The sequence below is a fragment of the Pseudorhodobacter sp. genome (genome assembly GCF_034675685.1).
Taxonomy (GTDB): Bacteria; Pseudomonadota; Alphaproteobacteria; order Rhodobacterales; family Rhodobacteraceae; genus Pseudorhodobacter.
Genome location: NZ_JAUCDA010000004.1, coordinates 309,561 through 325,105, shown reverse-complemented (window position 1 = coordinate 325,105; position 15,545 = coordinate 309,561). Strand labels below are relative to the sequence as shown.

The window sequence follows — 15,545 nt, the reverse complement described above, 5'->3', positions numbered from 1 at the left end:
AGTCAGCTTCCTCCGCTAATCCGCATACCGGTCTTTTTCAGGATGCGCGTGGAATATAAAATGTCATGGGCGCGGCAAGCGTCGCCCAGAATATCGGCGATTATCTGGCGTTTTTCTTCGACCTCGTCGCGGGTGTTGCCATGGACCATGGCAAACAGGCAATAGGGCCAACCGGGCCCGCGCGGTCGCAAATAACTATGCGACACAAAGGGCAAAGCGCCAATAATCTCGCCCAGCGCCTCGGCCTTGGTGTCATCAACGTCCCAAACGCTCATCCCGTTGGCAACCATGCCAAGCGCGTAGTGATTGGGCGCAAGAGCGATGCGGCGGATGATGCCACGCGCCTGCATATCGGCGATCCGCGCGATCACCTCTTCCTCGGACAGGGCCAATTGCGCGGCGACGATGGCATAGGGGGCACGGGCCAGCGGCAGCCCGCTTTGCGTGGCCGCGATGATGCGGCGATCAATGGCGTCAACGGTCATGCCTTCACCCGAAATCCCACGAAAAACTCTCGTAACTTGGGAAAGCGCAGAACGGCAAGCCCGGTTTCTTCCTCTATGCTGTCAGCCACGCGCCCAATTCCTTCTTCGGTTTCGCAGGCCAGAACGAACCACATGTTCAGTCGATGCGTCCGTTCATAATTATGCGCAACCTCGCGGTGCGCATTGACCAAAGTCACGACTGTTTCGAAATCGGCCTCGGGCACCTCCATCGCGCACAGGCAAAACGCCCCGCCCATGGCCGCCGCGTCGAAAAAAGGCCCGAAACGGGTGATGGCCCCGATTTCACGCAGGTTCCTGATCCGCTCAATCAACTCATCTTCGGGAATGCCAAGCGCTGCACCCGCCTCGGCAAACGGACGCGGGGCGATGGGAAAACCATCTTGCAGCGCATTCAAGATTGCGCGGTCCGTGGTATCCAGCGCATCGGGGGGAAGACTGCTGCGGCGCATCAGGCGGCCCTTTCTTGCATGAGTTGCGCGCCAGTCTGTTTAAAGCAGCGCGTCGAGAATAAGACAGAATGGTCCACCCCAGCCAGTTCCGGCAGCGCCTTGGCGGCATCCAGAACGGCCATCGCCTCGGCGCGACTGCGGGCGTGAATCATCGAATAGAGCGCATAGGGCCAGACCCCCGGCACCGTGACACGTTGATAACACAGACTGATTCCTGGAAGCGCAGACAGCGCATTGCCAGCCGCAGCCACGCCAGCGGTGGCAATATCCCACACCACCATCGCATTCGATGTCCAGCCAATAGCGCGGTGCCGAACAATGACACCAACGCGGGTCAGGATTTCTGCCTCGCTCAGCGCCTTGATGCGCGCAAGGATATGGTCTTCGGTCTGACCCAGACTTTCAGCAAGCTGTGCAAAGGGCTGCTGCACCAAGGGCAAACCTTGTGACAGGGCTTGCAAGATCGGCCTGTCACTTGCGCAGAGGGCGGCCATATCCGGTGGGGGGCGCCGCACCATTTGGGCGCGCGGGCCTTGCAAGGCAAACCCAAGATCAATGTTGAATGCCTGCACCAAACGCAGATCAAGCACCTGCAGGCCGGTCGCCGCCTCTAGCCGGGCCAGTTGCGCGGCCAGGGCGGCACCATCGGCAGCGGTGGCCACAAACCACAGGTTCCACTGGTTTTCGCGCAGGTAGGAATGGTTGACGCCGTTTTCGGCGTTCACCAGTTCCGCGACCTCCTCGATCCGGTCTTCGGGCACCGACATCGCGGCAAGTGTCGAGGCGCCGGCGGTATTGGGCCGCACCGTGGCCCCAACCCGCGAAATCTGGCCCCGGCTTTGCATCCCCGCCAATCGCGCGATCACCTCGGCCTCGGCCAAGCCAAGGTCTTGGCCAAGGCAGGCAAAAGGCCGTGCCACCAGCGGAAAATCGCGCTGGTAATCATCCAGCAAACGGCGGTCGATCTGATCGAGGCGCTGTGTCATTACAACCCCGTCCGATGTGCGCGGGCGGTAAAGAAAATGCCAGAGGGGCTTTGCGCGGGGATTTCCCCAACCAGTTCGCGGCTATGTGTATCATAGATCAGGATTTTTCCATCATCACGCGACGAAAGCCAGACCTCGGCCCCGCGCGGCGCGAATTCCATGTGCAAAATGGCCTTGCCGGGGGTCAGCGTGGCAACAACTTCGTGGTTGCGGCTGTCGACGACCTGCACGGTATCGTTCAAAGGCGTCGCGAAATTGACCCAGACAAACGGCGAGGCGGGCTGGGCAATGATAAACACCGGCTGGCCGTGGGTGGGTGTACGGTCTACCTCCTCCAGCGTTTCGCGATTGACCCAAAGCAGTTCATGCTGGCCGACGGCGGGCAAAACAAACTGGCCTTCGGTAAAGGCCCAACCTTGCAGATGCGGCATTTTATAGACCGGCAGATCGTCTTCGGTTTTGCCGTAATCTTGCAAGAACCGCACCGGCTCGGCGGCTTCTTCCCACAAATCTATCGCCGTCACGCCTTTTTCGCCGAACAGCCCGATCAGATAGGTATGGGCATCATCGGTCAACACCGCGTCAAACGGGTTTTTGCCCACATCGCCCAGCTTGGTGACTTTCATTTCGGGCGCGGAAAAATCGGCCATGAACGCCTCACCGCTATCCCATGTAGACCAGACAAAGCGGCGACCGGGCACATCGACCAGACCGATGGTTTTGGACGTGCCGGGAATATCGCCAACCAGTTCCAGCGTATCCGCGTCAAACACCTTCACCCCACCGGGTTCATAATTGGAAACCGCAATCAGCTTGCCATCATCCGAGATCGCGCCACCGATGGAATTGCCCGCCTGAATCGTCCGGGCCGCGATGCTTTGGCTCAGCAAATCCACCTTGCTCAGCCCACCGTCGCGGCCAAAGATATAGGCAAACCGCTCATCCGGGCTAAAGGTGACCGAGGCGTGCGACAGATCGCCCAAGCCTTCAATCCGGCCAATCGCCGCGCGCTCAGACCGATCAACGACCAAAAGCGAGCCGGTCGCCCGCTCGATCACGACCCCCAGATCACCGGTCGCACAGCACGGGGTTTGCGCCATCACGGGCGCGGCCAGCAAAGAGAAACACACAGCCAGGGTTTTCATTTCTTGTCCTTCAAAAGATAGTTCGCAATCCAATCGGCCTCTTCTTCAGTCAGAAGCGGGCGCCAGGGTGGCATTGCAGTGCCGGGAACACCATCAAGTATGATGCTGGCCAGCGCTTCGGGTGCGGCCCCGTCAAGGGCGGCAGCGGTCAGCGGGTTGCCCAATCCGCCTTTCATCGTCAGGCCGTGGCATGAGCCACAATCTTGAATCACCATGTGTTCCAAGGCTTGGGCGCGCGGCGCGGTTATTTCGGCGACGGCAGGCAAGGCAACCATCGCCAGCCCCGCTGCTGCGCCAAGCCTCGACACAAGGGCCGCAGCCGTGATCTTGCGCCTAAGCATATGCATCCATCCCCGCGCCTTGGCAGGTCAGCGCGGCTTGCAGCACGGCTGCCGGATAAAGCGACACCACATGCCCGATGACAAACAGCACCGGCACGCTTTCCGGCAGACCCGCGACTTTTTGCACGATATCGTCCAACTGGCCGATCACGCGCAACTCTCGCGGGGTGGTGGCGCTGGCAATCGCCAGAACAGGCAGGTCGGCAGGCATGCCGTGGCCGATCAACTGGCTGGAAATCTCGGCTATATTGGCGACGCCCATGTAGACCACCAAGGTGGTTTGCGCGTTCGCAAGGCTTTTCCAATCCAATTCAAGGTCTGCATCGCGGGCGCGGTGGCCGGTCACATAGCGCACGCCGGTCGCCAAACCGCGGTGGGTCAACGCAATGCCGGTGCTTGAAGCCGCCCCCTGCGCCGCTGTAATGCCCGGCACATATTCAACGCTGATGCCGGCATCGCGCAGCTCTGCCGCCTCTTCCGAGCCGCGGCCGAAAATCAGCGGGTCGCCGCCTTTCAGACGGGCAACCTGCAGGCCCTGTCCGGCCAGATCGACCAGCAACGCGTTGATTTCTTCTTGCGTCAGCTTGTGGCATTTGGGCAGCTTGCCCACATCAATACAGCGTGTTGTCTCTGGGATCAGCGCCATGATTTCGGGGCTGACAAGGCGATCAAACACCACCACATCAGCCGTCTGGATCAGCCGCAGCGCCTTGACCGTCAACAGGTCGGGGTCACCCGGCCCAGAGCCAATCAAAAAGACCTTGCCGGGAAGTGCTGCACGCGAGGTATCTTTCATGGCGTCTCTCAATACTGGTTGTTTAAAGGGGGGGGCGGCAGGCTGGCCGCCGCCCCGAGGGTTGGCTTAGTAAACGTCGTTTCGGGTGTTGTAGACGTTGAACTTGCCGGTTGGCGTGATCAACCTCGGGTCTTTGATGACCTTCTTCAATTCCAGCGTTTTGTCATCAACGACAACAATCGCGCTTTCCTTGTCTTTGGCGTTCCAGACCGAGAACCACACCTCTGTGCCTTCATTGTTGAACTCGGGCTGCACCACGCGCGGCTGCCCATCTGTGATCCCGGCCCATTCACCAATAGGCAGCGTCACGAATTCCGGGTCGGTTTCGCCGGTCATTTCGCTGATCTTGAATACGGCAACCGAAGCCGAGGTTTCGGAATCCGGGTTCAGCGTCGCGTCCACATAAAGGTGATCCGAGTTCGGATGCGTCTTGATGAACAAAGAGCCGCCGCCAAGGGCACTAAAGCTGTCGACGATCTGCCATGCCTGATCGGGGTGGCCTTCGGGGTCGGTGCCAAGCAAGGCGACAGAGTCGTCGCCAAGGTGCGAAGTCGCCCAAACCGGCCCGAATTCGGGATGCACAAAGTTCGCGCCCCGGCCCGGATGCGGTGTTGCCCCCCCGGTGTCGGTAATCGCCACCAGCTTGGATTCCTTGGTGTCGATCACAACCAACTTGTTTCGCGCGTTCGCCGCCGTGATGAAATAGCGCTTTGATCCGTCCAGACCGCCGTCATGCAAGAAGCGTTCGGCATCAACCTCGGTTACTTTCAGATTCGTCAGGTCGGTATAGTCGACCATCATGATCTTGCCGGTCTCTTTCACGTTGACGATGAATTCCGGCTTGTAGTGGCTGGCCAAAATCGCGGCAACGCGGGGTTCAGGGTGATAGACCTGTTCGTCATAGGTATTGCCACGGGTCGATACGATCTTTTTCGGCTCCAGCGTATCGCCATCCATGATCACGAATTGCGGCGGCCAATATGCACCGGCAACGGCGTATTTATCTTCATAGCCCTCAAATTTTGAGGTCTCGATAGAGCGGGCTTCGGCGCCCATCTTGATCTCGGCAACCGGGCCGGGGTTTTCCATCCACAGGTCGATCATCACGACCTTGGCGTCACGGCCAATCACGTACAGATAACGGCCCGACGCAGAAATCCGGCTGATATGCACGGCGTAACCGGTTTTGATAATCGTCTTGATCTCATAGGTGGCGCCGTCAATCAGGGCAATTTCACCCGAGTCGCGCAGCGTGGTCGAGAACAGGTTGTCGATATTGATATCGTTCATTTTCTCGGTTGGGCGGTCTTCGGGTTTGACGAACACTTTCCACGTTGCCAGCATTTCCGGCATGCCGAATTCTGGCGGCGTTGGCGGCTCCAACAGCAGATAGCGGGCCATCAGATCCACGTCTTCTTCGGTCATATCCCCCGAGGTTCCCCAGTTCGGCATCCCGGCGGGTGATCCATAGGTAATAAAGCTTTGCAGATAGTCATACCCATGTTCGCGGGTGATATCGGGCGTCAACGGTTTGCCTGTCGCACCTTTGCGCAAAACGCCATGGCACCCCGCGCAGCGTTCAAAGTAAATCTTGGTGGCACGTTGGAATTCCTCTTGGGTCATCACGGGGTCACCGTCTTTGCGGCCCGGAATTTCCACCTGAATTTGACCAAGCGTGGTCATCGACGGCTCATAGGCGGCGGCGGGATCATCCATATGATCCTTGGGCTTGTCTTGCGCAGCTGTGGGGCCTGCAAACATGGCCAGCGCCAGCGCTGCGCTGCTGAGCAGCATATGCTTGGTATAAACGTGCCTATTTTTCACCATCAATCTTTCCTGCTTTTGCTAGTGGGGTGCTGGGATGTCTATAGCTTGCGGTGCAAGCCCGTTCTTTGACTTACGTCAAGGCGGCATGATCAGCCTTTTGGCACGGTGGCCAAGTCATGGCGCAAAGGCCCCTCGATGAGATTTCTGAATGGCGGCATCCTCGCCCTTGCCCTTTTATGCGGTGTTTTCGCGCAAGGCGTGGCGGCAGGTGGACCGGGCAACGACGCCCTGCACCCCAGCACACCCGACCCAGGCCTGGCGGCACAGCTTTTGAGGCAAAGCGCCCCGGTTCAGGTGGCACGGCAAGATGACGGCATCCCCGGCTGGACCGTTCGCGCCGAGGGGCGTGTTGTCGGGTTCATCGGCTCTACCTGGGAAATTGCGGGCTCGGTCGGATATTCTGGCCGCCCCCTGGATGTGCTGGTGGCCATTACGCCAAACGCGGTAATCAGTGGCGCACGACTGATGCAGCACAATGAGCCCGTGCTGACACTTGGCATTTCGGATGCCGATATTGTGGCCTATGTCGGCGGCTTTGCTGGCCAAAACCTGCGCGCGCCTGTGGACGCACGCCAAGACCTGCCGGATGTGATTTCTCGTGCAACCGTTTCAACCGGGGTTATTCGTGATGGTATCCTGCGCACCGCCCGCACTCTGGCCATCGGGCGCGGGCTGATAGAGGCGGCGGGGGGCATTGATCGCCTTGGTTTTACAGCAACCGACTGGCCCGGCCTTTTGGCGGCAGGCGCATTGGTTGAAACCCGCGTCTCGATGACCGAGGCGGCAGCCGCCCTTGCAGGTACAACGCCCCCGCTTCAACCGGGCGACGGTGATTTCTTGCGGCTTTGGGTTGGCTTGGCTGATGCGCCCAGCATTGGCCAGTCTTTGCTTGGTCAGGCGGGCTACACAGCCGCGGTGGGAAATCTTGGCCCCGGCGACTCGGCTTTGATCGTGATCTCATCCGGGCTTTGGTCGCATCGTGGCACCGATTGGCGCAAATCCGGGTTGTTTGACCGGCTGACAATCAGCCAGAATGGCACCAGCTTTCAACCCGGCGCAGACAGCTATCAGATGATCAAGCGCCTGCGCATCGACCACGCGCCAGAGGTTAAAGAGATCAGTCTGTTCCACCTGCCAAAATCCATCAACCCACTGGCCCCTTTTCGCGTGACCGTTAGCGCCACCCGCCTTGGCGCTGGCACCCCGGCCACATTGACCATTCCCATAGAATACCGCCTGCCCGATGCCTATCGCCTGCCCCCTGCGGCCCCTGACGTACCGCTTTGGCAGACGGTCTGGGCCGCAAAACACCTGCAAACCGGCATCGTCGTTCTGATGCTGTCGGTGCTGACGCTGATCTTGTTTGCACAGGAATGGATCACCCGCAGGCCACGGCTTTGGCGCTTTGGGCGCATTGGTTTTTTGACAACCACCTTGTTTGTGCTGGGGTGGGGATTGAACGGGCAGCTTTCGGTGGTGCAGGTCGTGGCCTTTCTGCATTCGCTTTTGAACGGCTTTCGCTGGGAAACCTTTTTGATCGAGCCGGTGATCTTTTTGCTTTGGGGGTTTACCGCACTTGGCCTGCTGTTTTGGGGGCGCGGCGTGTATTGCGGCTGGCTATGCCCGTTTGGCGCGCTGCAAGAGCTGACAAATACCGCCGCCCAGGCGCTTGGGCTGCGGCAAGTCGCAGTGCCTCAGGCGCTGCATGAACGGCTTTGGGTCATCAAATACACAGCGTTTGTCGGGATTGTCGCCTTGTCATTCTATTCCTTGCATCACGCGCTGATCGCCGCTGAATTCGAGCCGTTCAAAACCGCGATTTCCATGCGGATGTTGCGCGCCTGGCCATTCCTTTTGTTCGTTGGGGTGATCTTGGTTGCCGGGCTGTTTATCGAGCGATTCTATTGCCGCTACCTCTGTCCTTTGGGTGCAGGACTTGCTATTCCGGCCAAGTTGAAAATCTTTGACTGGCTGAAGCGCCGCGCGCAATGTGGCCGCGAATGCCGGTTATGCGAGACGAAATGCACCGTTGGCGCGATTGACCCCCTGGGACGCATCAACCCAAATGAATGTGTTTTGTGCTTGCGCTGCCAGATCATTATGAATGATCCCCATAGTTGCCCCGTTCTGAAACGCAGGGCCCGCACAGGAGACCCCGCATGACCGCACTTCATCGCTTTTTCAACGACGGCTTTCGGGTCTTTTTTACCGCAGCGGCGCTCTATGCCATCTTTGCCATCGGGGTTTGGGATGTCTGGCTGATCTGGGCTGACCGTTTCGGCGCGCCTGACATGCCCTTTGCCCCCGCCCCCCATCTTTGGCACGCGCATGAGATGATTTTCGGCTATGGCACTGCGGCGCTGGCCGGATTTTTCCTGACCGCTGTTCCGAATTGGACAGGGGCACGCGCCGCGCCGCATGTATTTGTGGCAGTGGTAGCAGGTTTGTGGTTGCTGGGTCGGGTCGGGCTTTGGTTCTCGGGCAGCCTGTCGCCCTTGCTGGTCATGGGGCTTGATCTGGCCTTTGTGCCGGTGCTGGCCGCCAAGATCCTGACCCAGTTGCTGAAACGCCCCAAGCCGCAGAACATGCTGTTTCTGGCGGTTTTGGCCGTGCTGTGGCTGGGCAACCTGTTTGTGCATCTGGAATGGGCCGGGCTGGCCGCGGATACGGCCTGGGCGGGGCTGCGTGCCGGGCTGTTGTCGCTGATCGCGATGATCGCGATTCTTGGGGGGCGCGTTACCCCGGCCTTTACCAAAAACGCGATGGTCCAATCGGGCACGCAAACCGGCCTGCCCCGCAACCCGACCCCGCTTACCGGCGTGACGATTGCCGCAGCCTTGGCCCTGCCGATGGGTTATCTGCTCTCGGCTCCAGCGCCGGTGCAGGGCGGTATTGCCATCATCGCAGGTATCAGCGCTTTGGCCCGTCTCGCGCTTTGGCGCACGGATTGGACATTGCGCAAACCGATTCTCTGGGCGCTGCATCTGGGTTATTTCTGGTTGGGCCTTGGCCTTGTGTTACTTGGTCTGTCTGACTTTGGCATCGGCTCTGAAATCGCTGCGGTGCATTTGCTGGGGATCGGTGCCGTGGGCGGCATGACGATTGCGGTGATGAGCCGCGCCACATTGGGCCATTCAGGGCGCCCTCTTGTTGCCTCGCGCGCCATGACCATCGCCTACGGGCTTGTGGCCTTGGCCGCCTTGCTGCGTTGGGTGGGCAGTAGCCTGCCTGCGCTTGGCAATCTTGCGAATTGGACGGCCGGGGCGCTTTGGGTCACCGCTTTCTTGTTGTTTATCATCAGCCTGTGGTCCGCCTTGACCGGGCCGCGTCTGGCCAAGGAGGCCAAGCCATGAAGCGCCGTCGCTTTTTAACCATCACCGCTGCCGCCCTGTGTGCTGCCCCGGCTGCCGCCAATCCCGCCAGGTGGCAAGGCCGCGCCTTTGGCGCCGAGGCACAGATCGCCATTGCAGGCCTGCCAGATCACCGCGCGGCCTTGCTGTGGCCCAAGATCGAGGCGCTGATCGAACAGATTGAAGCCGATTTCTCCCTGCACCGCGCCTCGACGCTGACGCGGTTGAATGAGACGGGGGTCATCGCCAACCCAACCCGCGCCTTGCAAAACATTCTGGCTGTCAGCGACCGCGCCCACAAGGCGACTGGCGGCGTGTTTGACCCCTCGATCCAGCCGCTTTGGCTGGCCACCGCACAGGCCGGGGATTTGGCTGCCGCGCGCAAGAATATCGGCTGGTCGCGGGTGAAATGGTCCGAGGCCGAAATCAGGCTTGAACCTGACATGGCGCTGACGTTGAACGGTGTTGCGCAAGGCTTTGCCGCCGATGTTATTGCCGAATACCTTTTCGGCAAACGCTTTTTCAACGTGATGGTCGATATGGGCGAGGTAATGGCGCTTGGCCTGAATGGCACCGCCCCCTGGCGCGTTGGCATTGCGGGGCCAGATGGCACACAGCTTGGCGAATCGGCTTTGCAAAATCGGGCGCTGGCGACATCCTCGCCACGCGGCACGCTGATTGGGGCCGATGCGCCGCATATCCTGCACCCGGACGGCAGCGCGCCGCTATGGTCGACTGTTTCCGTCTCTAGCCCTTCAGCGGCGGTTGCCGATGCCTTGTCCACAGCGTTTTGCCTGATGGATCGTGCAGCAATCGAAGACGCTGTCAGCCATTTCCCGAACACGCGAATAGAGCACATTTCCTGACTAAAGCTCTTAGCGTTTGACTTTCGTTAAGGCGTGGGACAAGACCGACGTTCACAGATCGGTTACCATCAACGGCCCCGAGCATGACTCGGGCAAAGCTCCGGGAAGGGGAATGCGCAATGCGCGAAGTCATGACCAAGAGCATGGCCCGCAATATCTTTTATGGCGGCTCACTGTTCTTTATTCTAATCTTTATCGGCCTGTCGTGGGACAGCCACCGATATATCGTCAATACATCTACCAACGCAGAAACGCTGACACCTTCGGTGGTGGCGGGTAAACACCTGTGGGAAAAGCACGGCTGCGTAAACTGCCACACAATTCTGGGTGAGGGCGCCTATTTTGCGCCCGAGCTGGGCAACGTGATGACCCGCTGGGGCGTCAATGATGATGCCGAAGGCGGGTTTGATATGCTGAAGGGCTGGATGGATGCCATGCCCACCGGCGTTGAAGGCCGCCGTCAAATGCCGAACTTCAACCTGACGGATGAAGAATACCGCGAATTGGCCGACTTCTTGTTGTGGACCAATACGATCAACACCCAGGGCTGGCCGCCCAATGATGCGGGTTAAGGAGATCTGACATGAAATATCAAACTCAAAAGATCGCGTTGGTCTATTTTGTCGTAGCCATGGCTTTGTTTGCCGTGCAGGTCTCGATCGGCTTGCTTATGGGCTATGTCTATGTGGACGGCAATTTCCTTGTGGACATCATGCCGTTCAACATCTTGCGGATGCTGCACACCAACAGCCTTGTCGTCTGGTTGCTGCTGGGCTTTTTCGGGGCCGCCTATTATCTGATCCCGGAAGAATCCGAGCGTGACATTTATTCGACCAAGCTTGCCTATATTCAGCTTGCCATTCTGGTTCTGGGTACGGCGGGCGTGGTTGTCACCTATTCCTTCAATCTGTTTGAAGGTAACTTCTTCCTTGGCAAGGAAGGGCGCGAGTTTCTGGAACAACCCCGCTGGGTCAAGGTCGGTATCGTTGTTGCGGCACTGATTTTCCTGTACAACATCAGCATGACTGTGCTGGCAGGCAAAAAGACCGCAATCTCCAATATCCTTTTGCTTGGGCTTTGGCTGCTTGCACTGCTGTTCTTGTTTGCCTTCATCAACCCAGGCAACCTTGCGCTTGACAAGATGTACTGGTGGTTCGTGATCCACCTGTGGGTTGAGGGTGTCTGGGAATTGGTTATGGCCTCTATTCTGGCCTTCCTGATGCTTAAACTGACAGGGGTCGACCGTGAGGTCGTCGAAAAGTGGCTTTATGTGATCGTGGCCACGGCGCTGTTCTCGGGCATCCTGGGCACTGGCCACCACTTCTTGTGGATCGGTACACCGGGCTACTGGCAGTGGATCGGGTCGATCTTTTCTACGCTTGAGATCGTTCCGTTCTTTGCGATGATGGCTTTCGCCTTCATCATGGTCTGGAAGGGCCGTCGTGACCACCCGAACAAGGCCGCCTTGCTATGGGCCTTGGGCTGTGCGGTACTGGCGTTCTTTGGGGCTGGTGTCTGGGGCTTCTTGCACACGCTGCACGGGGTAAACTACTATACCCACGGCACACAGATCACCGCAGCGCATGGTCACCTTGCTTTCTACGGTGCCTATGTCTGTATCAACCTTGCCATCATCAGCTATGCAATGCCGGTGCTGCTGGGGCGTGACCCCTACAACCAGGTACTCAACATGGCCTCGTTCTGGCTGATGTCGAGCGGCATGGTGTTCATGACCTTTACGCTTACCTTTGCCGGTACGGTGCAAACCCACCTGCAGCGCGTGATGGGCATGGGCTTTATGGAAGTACAAGACGAACTTTGGATTTTCTACGCCATGCGCTTTGGCTCTGGTGTCGCTGTGGTCCTTGGTGCGCTTTTGTTCATCTACTCGATCCTGGTCCCACGCGGCGAAGTCGTGGCACCCGGCCCGCTAGAGCGGGACCGTCTGGAACGTGACCCAGACCATGTGGCTGCAAAGTGATGCAGATGGATGGAACCCAGAACCTGAAGGGGGCGGCAGTTGCCCCCTTCTACCTGCCCCAAGCCGATGAAGTCTCGGTGTTTCAGGCAGCTTATGACAATCAACTGCCGGTTTTGCTGAAAGGCCCTACGGGCTGCGGCAAGACCCGTTTTGTGACCCATATGGCCGCAAGGCTTGGCCGCCCGCTGTATACCGTGGCCTGCCATGATGATCTTTCTGCGGCCGATCTGATCGGGCGCTATCTGCTGAAGGGCGGCGAAACCCAATGGGTTGACGGCCCTCTGACCCGCGCCGTGCGCGAGGGTGCGATCTGCTATCTTGATGAGGTGGTCGAGGCCCGCAAAGACGTTACGGTCGTCTTGCACCCGCTTACCGATGATCGGCGCATCCTGCCGATTGACCGCACAGGCGAAGAACTGGAGGCTACCCCCGGCTTTATGCTGGTCGCATCCTACAACCCCGGCTATCAGAACATTCTGAAAACCCTGAAACCATCGACGCGGCAACGCTTTATCTCGCTGGAGTTCACTTTCCCGGCACCAGAACATGAAATTCCTGTTGTGGTGCAAGAGTTGGGGCTGGATGAGGCGCGGGTGAAACCGCTGGTACGCCTTGCCAACAAGCTACGCGACCTTAAAGGTCAGGACCTTGAGGAAGGCGTATCAACCCGTCTCGTAGTCTATGCCGCGACCCTGATCCGTCAGGGCATGCCGGTCGAGCGCGCCATTCTGGCCGCGATGATCGAGCCGTTGACGGATGACCGCGACACCAAACGCGGGCTTCTCGATCTTGTAACCGCTGTTTTCGGGTGAGGCCAGCATGACCAAGATTGAAATCGAGCCATGGGAACCCGAAGAAACGATGGGGAAACTGTGGCACGAACTCGCCAGCCGTCTGGATGCGCCAAGCAGCCACGACGAAGCCCGTGTCAACCTGACAGAGGTTGGCGGACGGTTGGCAGTGCTTTTCCGTGGCCTTGGTGGCAATCCGGCCACCGAGATCAAAGCGGTCGGCGAGGAGATATCCCGCCACCGCCTGTCCTTCCTGCGCAAACTCGGCACCGCCGCAGAACGCACCCCGCGCGCCTCATTTGATGGCGAAAGCCTGCGCCTGCCCGAAAGCCTTGCGATATTTCCCGCGCGTGAGGCGAACGCGGCCCTTTACCTGTGGCTGACGGCCTGCGCCGCCCATGCCGATCCTGCGCTGATGCCCGCAACCGATGACCCGATGCAGGCCGATATTGCCGCCATTGCCGCCGCCGAACAGATGATGCACAATACCTTGGTGCATGCCCCCGGTTTTGCCGCGCTCTACCGTGATCTTTGCGCCGCCACCTTGGCAACGCGCCCGCGCCCGGCCCTGCCAAGCGCCGAGGCCGCAATCGAGGCCCATATTCGCCACGCCTTGGGCGATCCGGCCCCCCTGCCCGATCTGCCAACCAAAACCCCGCGCCGTTACCGGCCTTTCCGCCCGGTCCCGCTGTGGCCCGACCTGCGCCATGTCAGTTTTTCCGCCGAAACCCAGGTAGAGGCCCGCGCCACCGACGGTATCGCCGAAGAGGGCGAAGGTGCCAAAACCCACCGCGCCAAGCGTAAGCGTGCCGATCAGGCCGATCGCAACGACAGCTTTATCTTGCACAAGTTCGAGGCGATCCTGTCTTGGGCAGAGTTTATCAACCTCAACCGCCGGGTCGAGGATGACGATGATGACAGCGCAAAAAAAGCCGCCGATGACACCGAAGAAATCGGCCTGGGGCAAATCTCCAAAGCCCCGGCCACCCGCCTGAAACTGCATCTTGATCTGTCGCCCGAAGACGTCGACCGCGAGCAGCTTTCCGGCATTTCCACCTATCCTGAATGGGATTGTCGCACTGGTGTTTACCTGCCCGCGCATACACGCATTTTGTCGTCGCAGGCCGAACCCATTGACCAATCCCCGTTTCAGGACGATCCCCGCGCGCTGGCCCGTATCCGCGCCGTCAAACGTCAGTTCGAGGCTCTGCGTCCCAGCCGAATTTCGACCTCTGGCCATCTTGACGGCGATGAGCTGGATACGGACCGTGCCGTGCGCGCACGGGTCGATTTTTATGCAACTGGGCAGGGCGATGACCGCGTTTGGCGGCAAACCCGCCCGCAAGCGCGTGATCTGGCGGTGTCGATCTTGCTTGATGTCTCGCGCTCGACCGAAAGTGCGGTGCCGGGGCATGGCCATGATGGCCGCACTGTGATCGGCGTGGAACGCGAGGCGCTGGCCGCCCTTGCCTGGGGTCTGAATGCCTGCGGTGACAGTTTCGCGATCCATGCGTTTTCGTCGCTGAAACGTAATCGCGTATTCGTGCAAGAATGCAAAGACTTTGCCGAACCGATGAATGATACCATCATTCGCCGCATCGCATCCTTGGTGCCCGGCCATTATACCCGGTTGGGGGCTGCAATTCGTCACGTCTCCAAAGGTCTGTCGGACCAGGCCCGCAAGCGGCGGCTGTTGCTGGTCATTACCGATGGCAAGCCCAATGACCTTGACCATTATGAGGGGCGCCACGGGATTGAGGACAGCCGCATGGCCATCCGCGAAGCGCGCCGCGCCGGCCATGCCGTCTATGGCATCACCGTTGACCGTGACGGCAAGGCGTGGTTTCCGCGGATGTTCGGCCCCGGCGGGTTTACCGTGATTTCGGACCCTGACAAGCTGACCCAGGCCCTGCCCGAGATCTACCGGCAATTGGTGGGCGCATGACAGAGACGCAGGGCGAAAGCCCGTTGGATCAACTGCCCGGCGATCTGATGATGTGGGTGCTGATTATCTCAGAGCTGCTGGTGTTCGGCGGTGGGCTTTTGGCGTTTCTGGCCGTCCGCATCACCGACCCCGCAGGCTTTGCCCTGGCGCAAGACAGCCTGCACCGCACTGCCGCTGGCGTTAATACCGTTGTTCTGGTCACCTCGGGCTATCTTGCCGCCCGTGCGGTTGGCTATGCGACGGCCGGCAAGATTGCCGCAACCCGCTGGGCGCTTTTGGCCGCAAGCGCGCTCGGGGTGGTTTTTCTGGTGATCAAATTCGCCGAATTCGCCGATAAAGCCGCGCTTGGCATCCGCCCGGAAACCCATCCGTTCTATACATTCTACTACCTGCTGACCGGGTTTCATGCAGCCCATGTCATTGCGGGGCTGGTTATCTTTGCCATGTTGGCCCTGCGCCCCACGCCCCGCAACCTACAGGTTGGGGCGGCATTCTGGCACATGGTCGATCTGGTCTGGGTGCTGCTGTTTCCCGTCATTTATCTGCTGCGATAGGGGGTCAC

General features: G+C 59.5%; 15 protein-coding genes. 8 read left to right on the top strand and 7 right to left on the bottom strand.

The genetic code is table 11. The annotated features are described in order from the left end of the window. Window positions 1-2: 2 nt before the first annotated feature. The 7 genes from VDP61_RS05560 to VDP61_RS05530 all read right to left on the bottom strand — a co-directional run bounded on the left by VDP61_RS05560 (window position 3) and on the right by VDP61_RS05530 (window position 6,050). Window positions 3-485: an Lrp/AsnC family transcriptional regulator gene (locus VDP61_RS05560; RefSeq protein WP_323005945.1), complete on the bottom strand. Its 483-nt coding sequence runs from the start codon at window positions 483-485 to the stop codon at window positions 3-5. Further along, complete coding sequence (locus tag VDP61_RS05555; protein ID WP_323005944.1) at window positions 482-955, bottom strand: Lrp/AsnC family transcriptional regulator; 474 nt, start codon at window positions 953-955, stop codon at window positions 482-484. The genes VDP61_RS05560 and VDP61_RS05555 overlap by 4 nt, the downstream gene beginning before the upstream one ends. Further along, the gene (locus VDP61_RS05550; RefSeq protein ID WP_323005943.1) at window positions 955-1,941 is read right to left on the bottom strand and encodes an Lrp/AsnC family transcriptional regulator; all 987 of its coding nucleotides are present in this window, start codon (window positions 1,939-1,941) and stop codon (window positions 955-957) included. The genes VDP61_RS05555 and VDP61_RS05550 overlap by 1 nt, the downstream gene beginning before the upstream one ends. After that, on the bottom strand, window positions 1,941-3,086 hold the full coding sequence (locus tag VDP61_RS05545) for a cytochrome D1 domain-containing protein (RefSeq protein ID WP_323005942.1): 1,146 nt from the start codon (window positions 3,084-3,086) through the stop codon (window positions 1,941-1,943). The genes VDP61_RS05550 and VDP61_RS05545 overlap by 1 nt, the downstream gene beginning before the upstream one ends. Next, window positions 3,083-3,427 carry a c-type cytochrome gene (locus tag VDP61_RS05540; protein ID WP_415234385.1) on the bottom strand — a complete coding sequence of 115 codons (345 nt, stop codon included), beginning with the start codon at window positions 3,425-3,427 and terminating at the stop codon, window positions 3,083-3,085. The genes VDP61_RS05545 and VDP61_RS05540 overlap by 4 nt, the downstream gene beginning before the upstream one ends. Further along, complete coding sequence (gene cobA / locus VDP61_RS05535; RefSeq protein WP_323005941.1) at window positions 3,420-4,223, bottom strand: uroporphyrinogen-III C-methyltransferase; 804 nt, start codon at window positions 4,221-4,223, stop codon at window positions 3,420-3,422. The genes VDP61_RS05540 and cobA overlap by 8 nt, the downstream gene beginning before the upstream one ends. 66 nt (window positions 4,224-4,289) lie before the next feature. Further along, entirely contained in the window at window positions 4,290-6,050 is a 1,761-nt protein-coding gene (locus VDP61_RS05530; RefSeq protein ID WP_323005940.1) for a cytochrome D1 domain-containing protein, read from the bottom strand. Window positions 6,051-6,185: 135 nt separating this feature from the next. Here VDP61_RS05530 and VDP61_RS05525 point away from each other — a divergent pair, with 135 nt between their 5' ends. The 8 genes from VDP61_RS05525 (at window position 6,186) to VDP61_RS05490 (ending at window position 15,537) form a co-directional block, all read left to right on the top strand. After that, window positions 6,186-8,213: a 4Fe-4S binding protein gene (locus VDP61_RS05525; protein WP_323005939.1), complete on the top strand. Its 2,028-nt coding sequence runs from the start codon at window positions 6,186-6,188 to the stop codon at window positions 8,211-8,213. Continuing rightward, window positions 8,210-9,403, top strand: a complete 1,194-nt coding sequence (locus tag VDP61_RS05520) for an NnrS family protein (RefSeq protein ID WP_323005938.1) — start codon at window positions 8,210-8,212, stop codon at window positions 9,401-9,403. The genes VDP61_RS05525 and VDP61_RS05520 overlap by 4 nt, the downstream gene beginning before the upstream one ends. Then, window positions 9,400-10,266: an FAD:protein FMN transferase gene (locus VDP61_RS05515; RefSeq protein WP_323005937.1), complete on the top strand. Its 867-nt coding sequence runs from the start codon at window positions 9,400-9,402 to the stop codon at window positions 10,264-10,266. Before VDP61_RS05520 ends, VDP61_RS05515 begins: the two co-directional genes overlap by 4 nt. 119 nt (window positions 10,267-10,385) lie before the next feature. Continuing rightward, window positions 10,386-10,838: a cytochrome c gene (locus VDP61_RS05510; RefSeq protein ID WP_323005936.1), complete on the top strand. Its 453-nt coding sequence runs from the start codon at window positions 10,386-10,388 to the stop codon at window positions 10,836-10,838. Window positions 10,839-10,849: 11 nt separating this feature from the next. Further along, window positions 10,850-12,247 carry a cbb3-type cytochrome c oxidase subunit I gene (locus VDP61_RS05505; protein ID WP_323005935.1) on the top strand — a complete coding sequence of 466 codons (1,398 nt, stop codon included), beginning with the start codon at window positions 10,850-10,852 and terminating at the stop codon, window positions 12,245-12,247. A gap of 5 nt (window positions 12,248-12,252) precedes the next feature. Next, complete coding sequence (locus VDP61_RS05500; protein ID WP_323005934.1) at window positions 12,253-13,059, top strand: CbbQ/NirQ/NorQ/GpvN family protein; 807 nt, start codon at window positions 12,253-12,255, stop codon at window positions 13,057-13,059. A gap of 7 nt (window positions 13,060-13,066) precedes the next feature. Beyond that, a complete protein-coding gene (locus VDP61_RS05495; protein WP_323005933.1) occupies window positions 13,067-14,983 on the top strand; it encodes a nitric oxide reductase activation protein NorD in 1,917 nt (638 codons plus the stop codon). After that, window positions 14,980-15,537, top strand: coding sequence for a cytochrome c oxidase subunit 3 (locus VDP61_RS05490; RefSeq protein WP_323005932.1), 558 nt, complete (start codon window positions 14,980-14,982; stop codon window positions 15,535-15,537). Before VDP61_RS05495 ends, VDP61_RS05490 begins: the two co-directional genes overlap by 4 nt. Window positions 15,538-15,545 lie beyond the last annotated feature (8 nt).

Bases quoted from the DNA above. Each gene is read 5' to 3' on its own strand.
- VDP61_RS05560 (WP_323005945.1), bottom strand. From the start codon at position 485: ATGACCGTTGACGCCATTGATCGCCGCATCATCGCGGCCACGCAAAGC.
- VDP61_RS05555 (WP_323005944.1), bottom strand. From the start codon at position 955: ATGCGCCGCAGCAGTCTTCCCCCCGATGCGCTGGATACCACGGACCGC.
- VDP61_RS05550 (WP_323005943.1), bottom strand. From the start codon at position 1,941: ATGACACAGCGCCTCGATCAGATCGACCGCCGTTTGCTGGATGATTAC.
- VDP61_RS05545 (WP_323005942.1), bottom strand. From the start codon at position 3,086: ATGAAAACCCTGGCTGTGTGTTTCTCTTTGCTGGCCGCGCCCGTGATG.
- VDP61_RS05540 (WP_415234385.1), bottom strand. From the start codon at position 3,427: ATGCTTAGGCGCAAGATCACGGCTGCGGCCCTTGTGTCGAGGCTTGGC.
- cobA (WP_323005941.1), bottom strand. From the start codon at position 4,223: ATGAAAGATACCTCGCGTGCAGCACTTCCCGGCAAGGTCTTTTTGATT.
- VDP61_RS05530 (WP_323005940.1), bottom strand. From the start codon at position 6,050: ATGGTGAAAAATAGGCACGTTTATACCAAGCATATGCTGCTCAGCAGC.
- VDP61_RS05525 (WP_323005939.1), top strand. From the start codon at position 6,186: ATGAGATTTCTGAATGGCGGCATCCTCGCCCTTGCCCTTTTATGCGGT.
- VDP61_RS05520 (WP_323005938.1), top strand. From the start codon at position 8,210: ATGACCGCACTTCATCGCTTTTTCAACGACGGCTTTCGGGTCTTTTTT.
- VDP61_RS05515 (WP_323005937.1), top strand. From the start codon at position 9,400: ATGAAGCGCCGTCGCTTTTTAACCATCACCGCTGCCGCCCTGTGTGCT.
- VDP61_RS05510 (WP_323005936.1), top strand. From the start codon at position 10,386: ATGCGCGAAGTCATGACCAAGAGCATGGCCCGCAATATCTTTTATGGC.
- VDP61_RS05505 (WP_323005935.1), top strand. From the start codon at position 10,850: ATGAAATATCAAACTCAAAAGATCGCGTTGGTCTATTTTGTCGTAGCC.
- VDP61_RS05500 (WP_323005934.1), top strand. From the start codon at position 12,253: ATGGATGGAACCCAGAACCTGAAGGGGGCGGCAGTTGCCCCCTTCTAC.
- VDP61_RS05495 (WP_323005933.1), top strand. From the start codon at position 13,067: ATGACCAAGATTGAAATCGAGCCATGGGAACCCGAAGAAACGATGGGG.
- VDP61_RS05490 (WP_323005932.1), top strand. From the start codon at position 14,980: ATGACAGAGACGCAGGGCGAAAGCCCGTTGGATCAACTGCCCGGCGAT.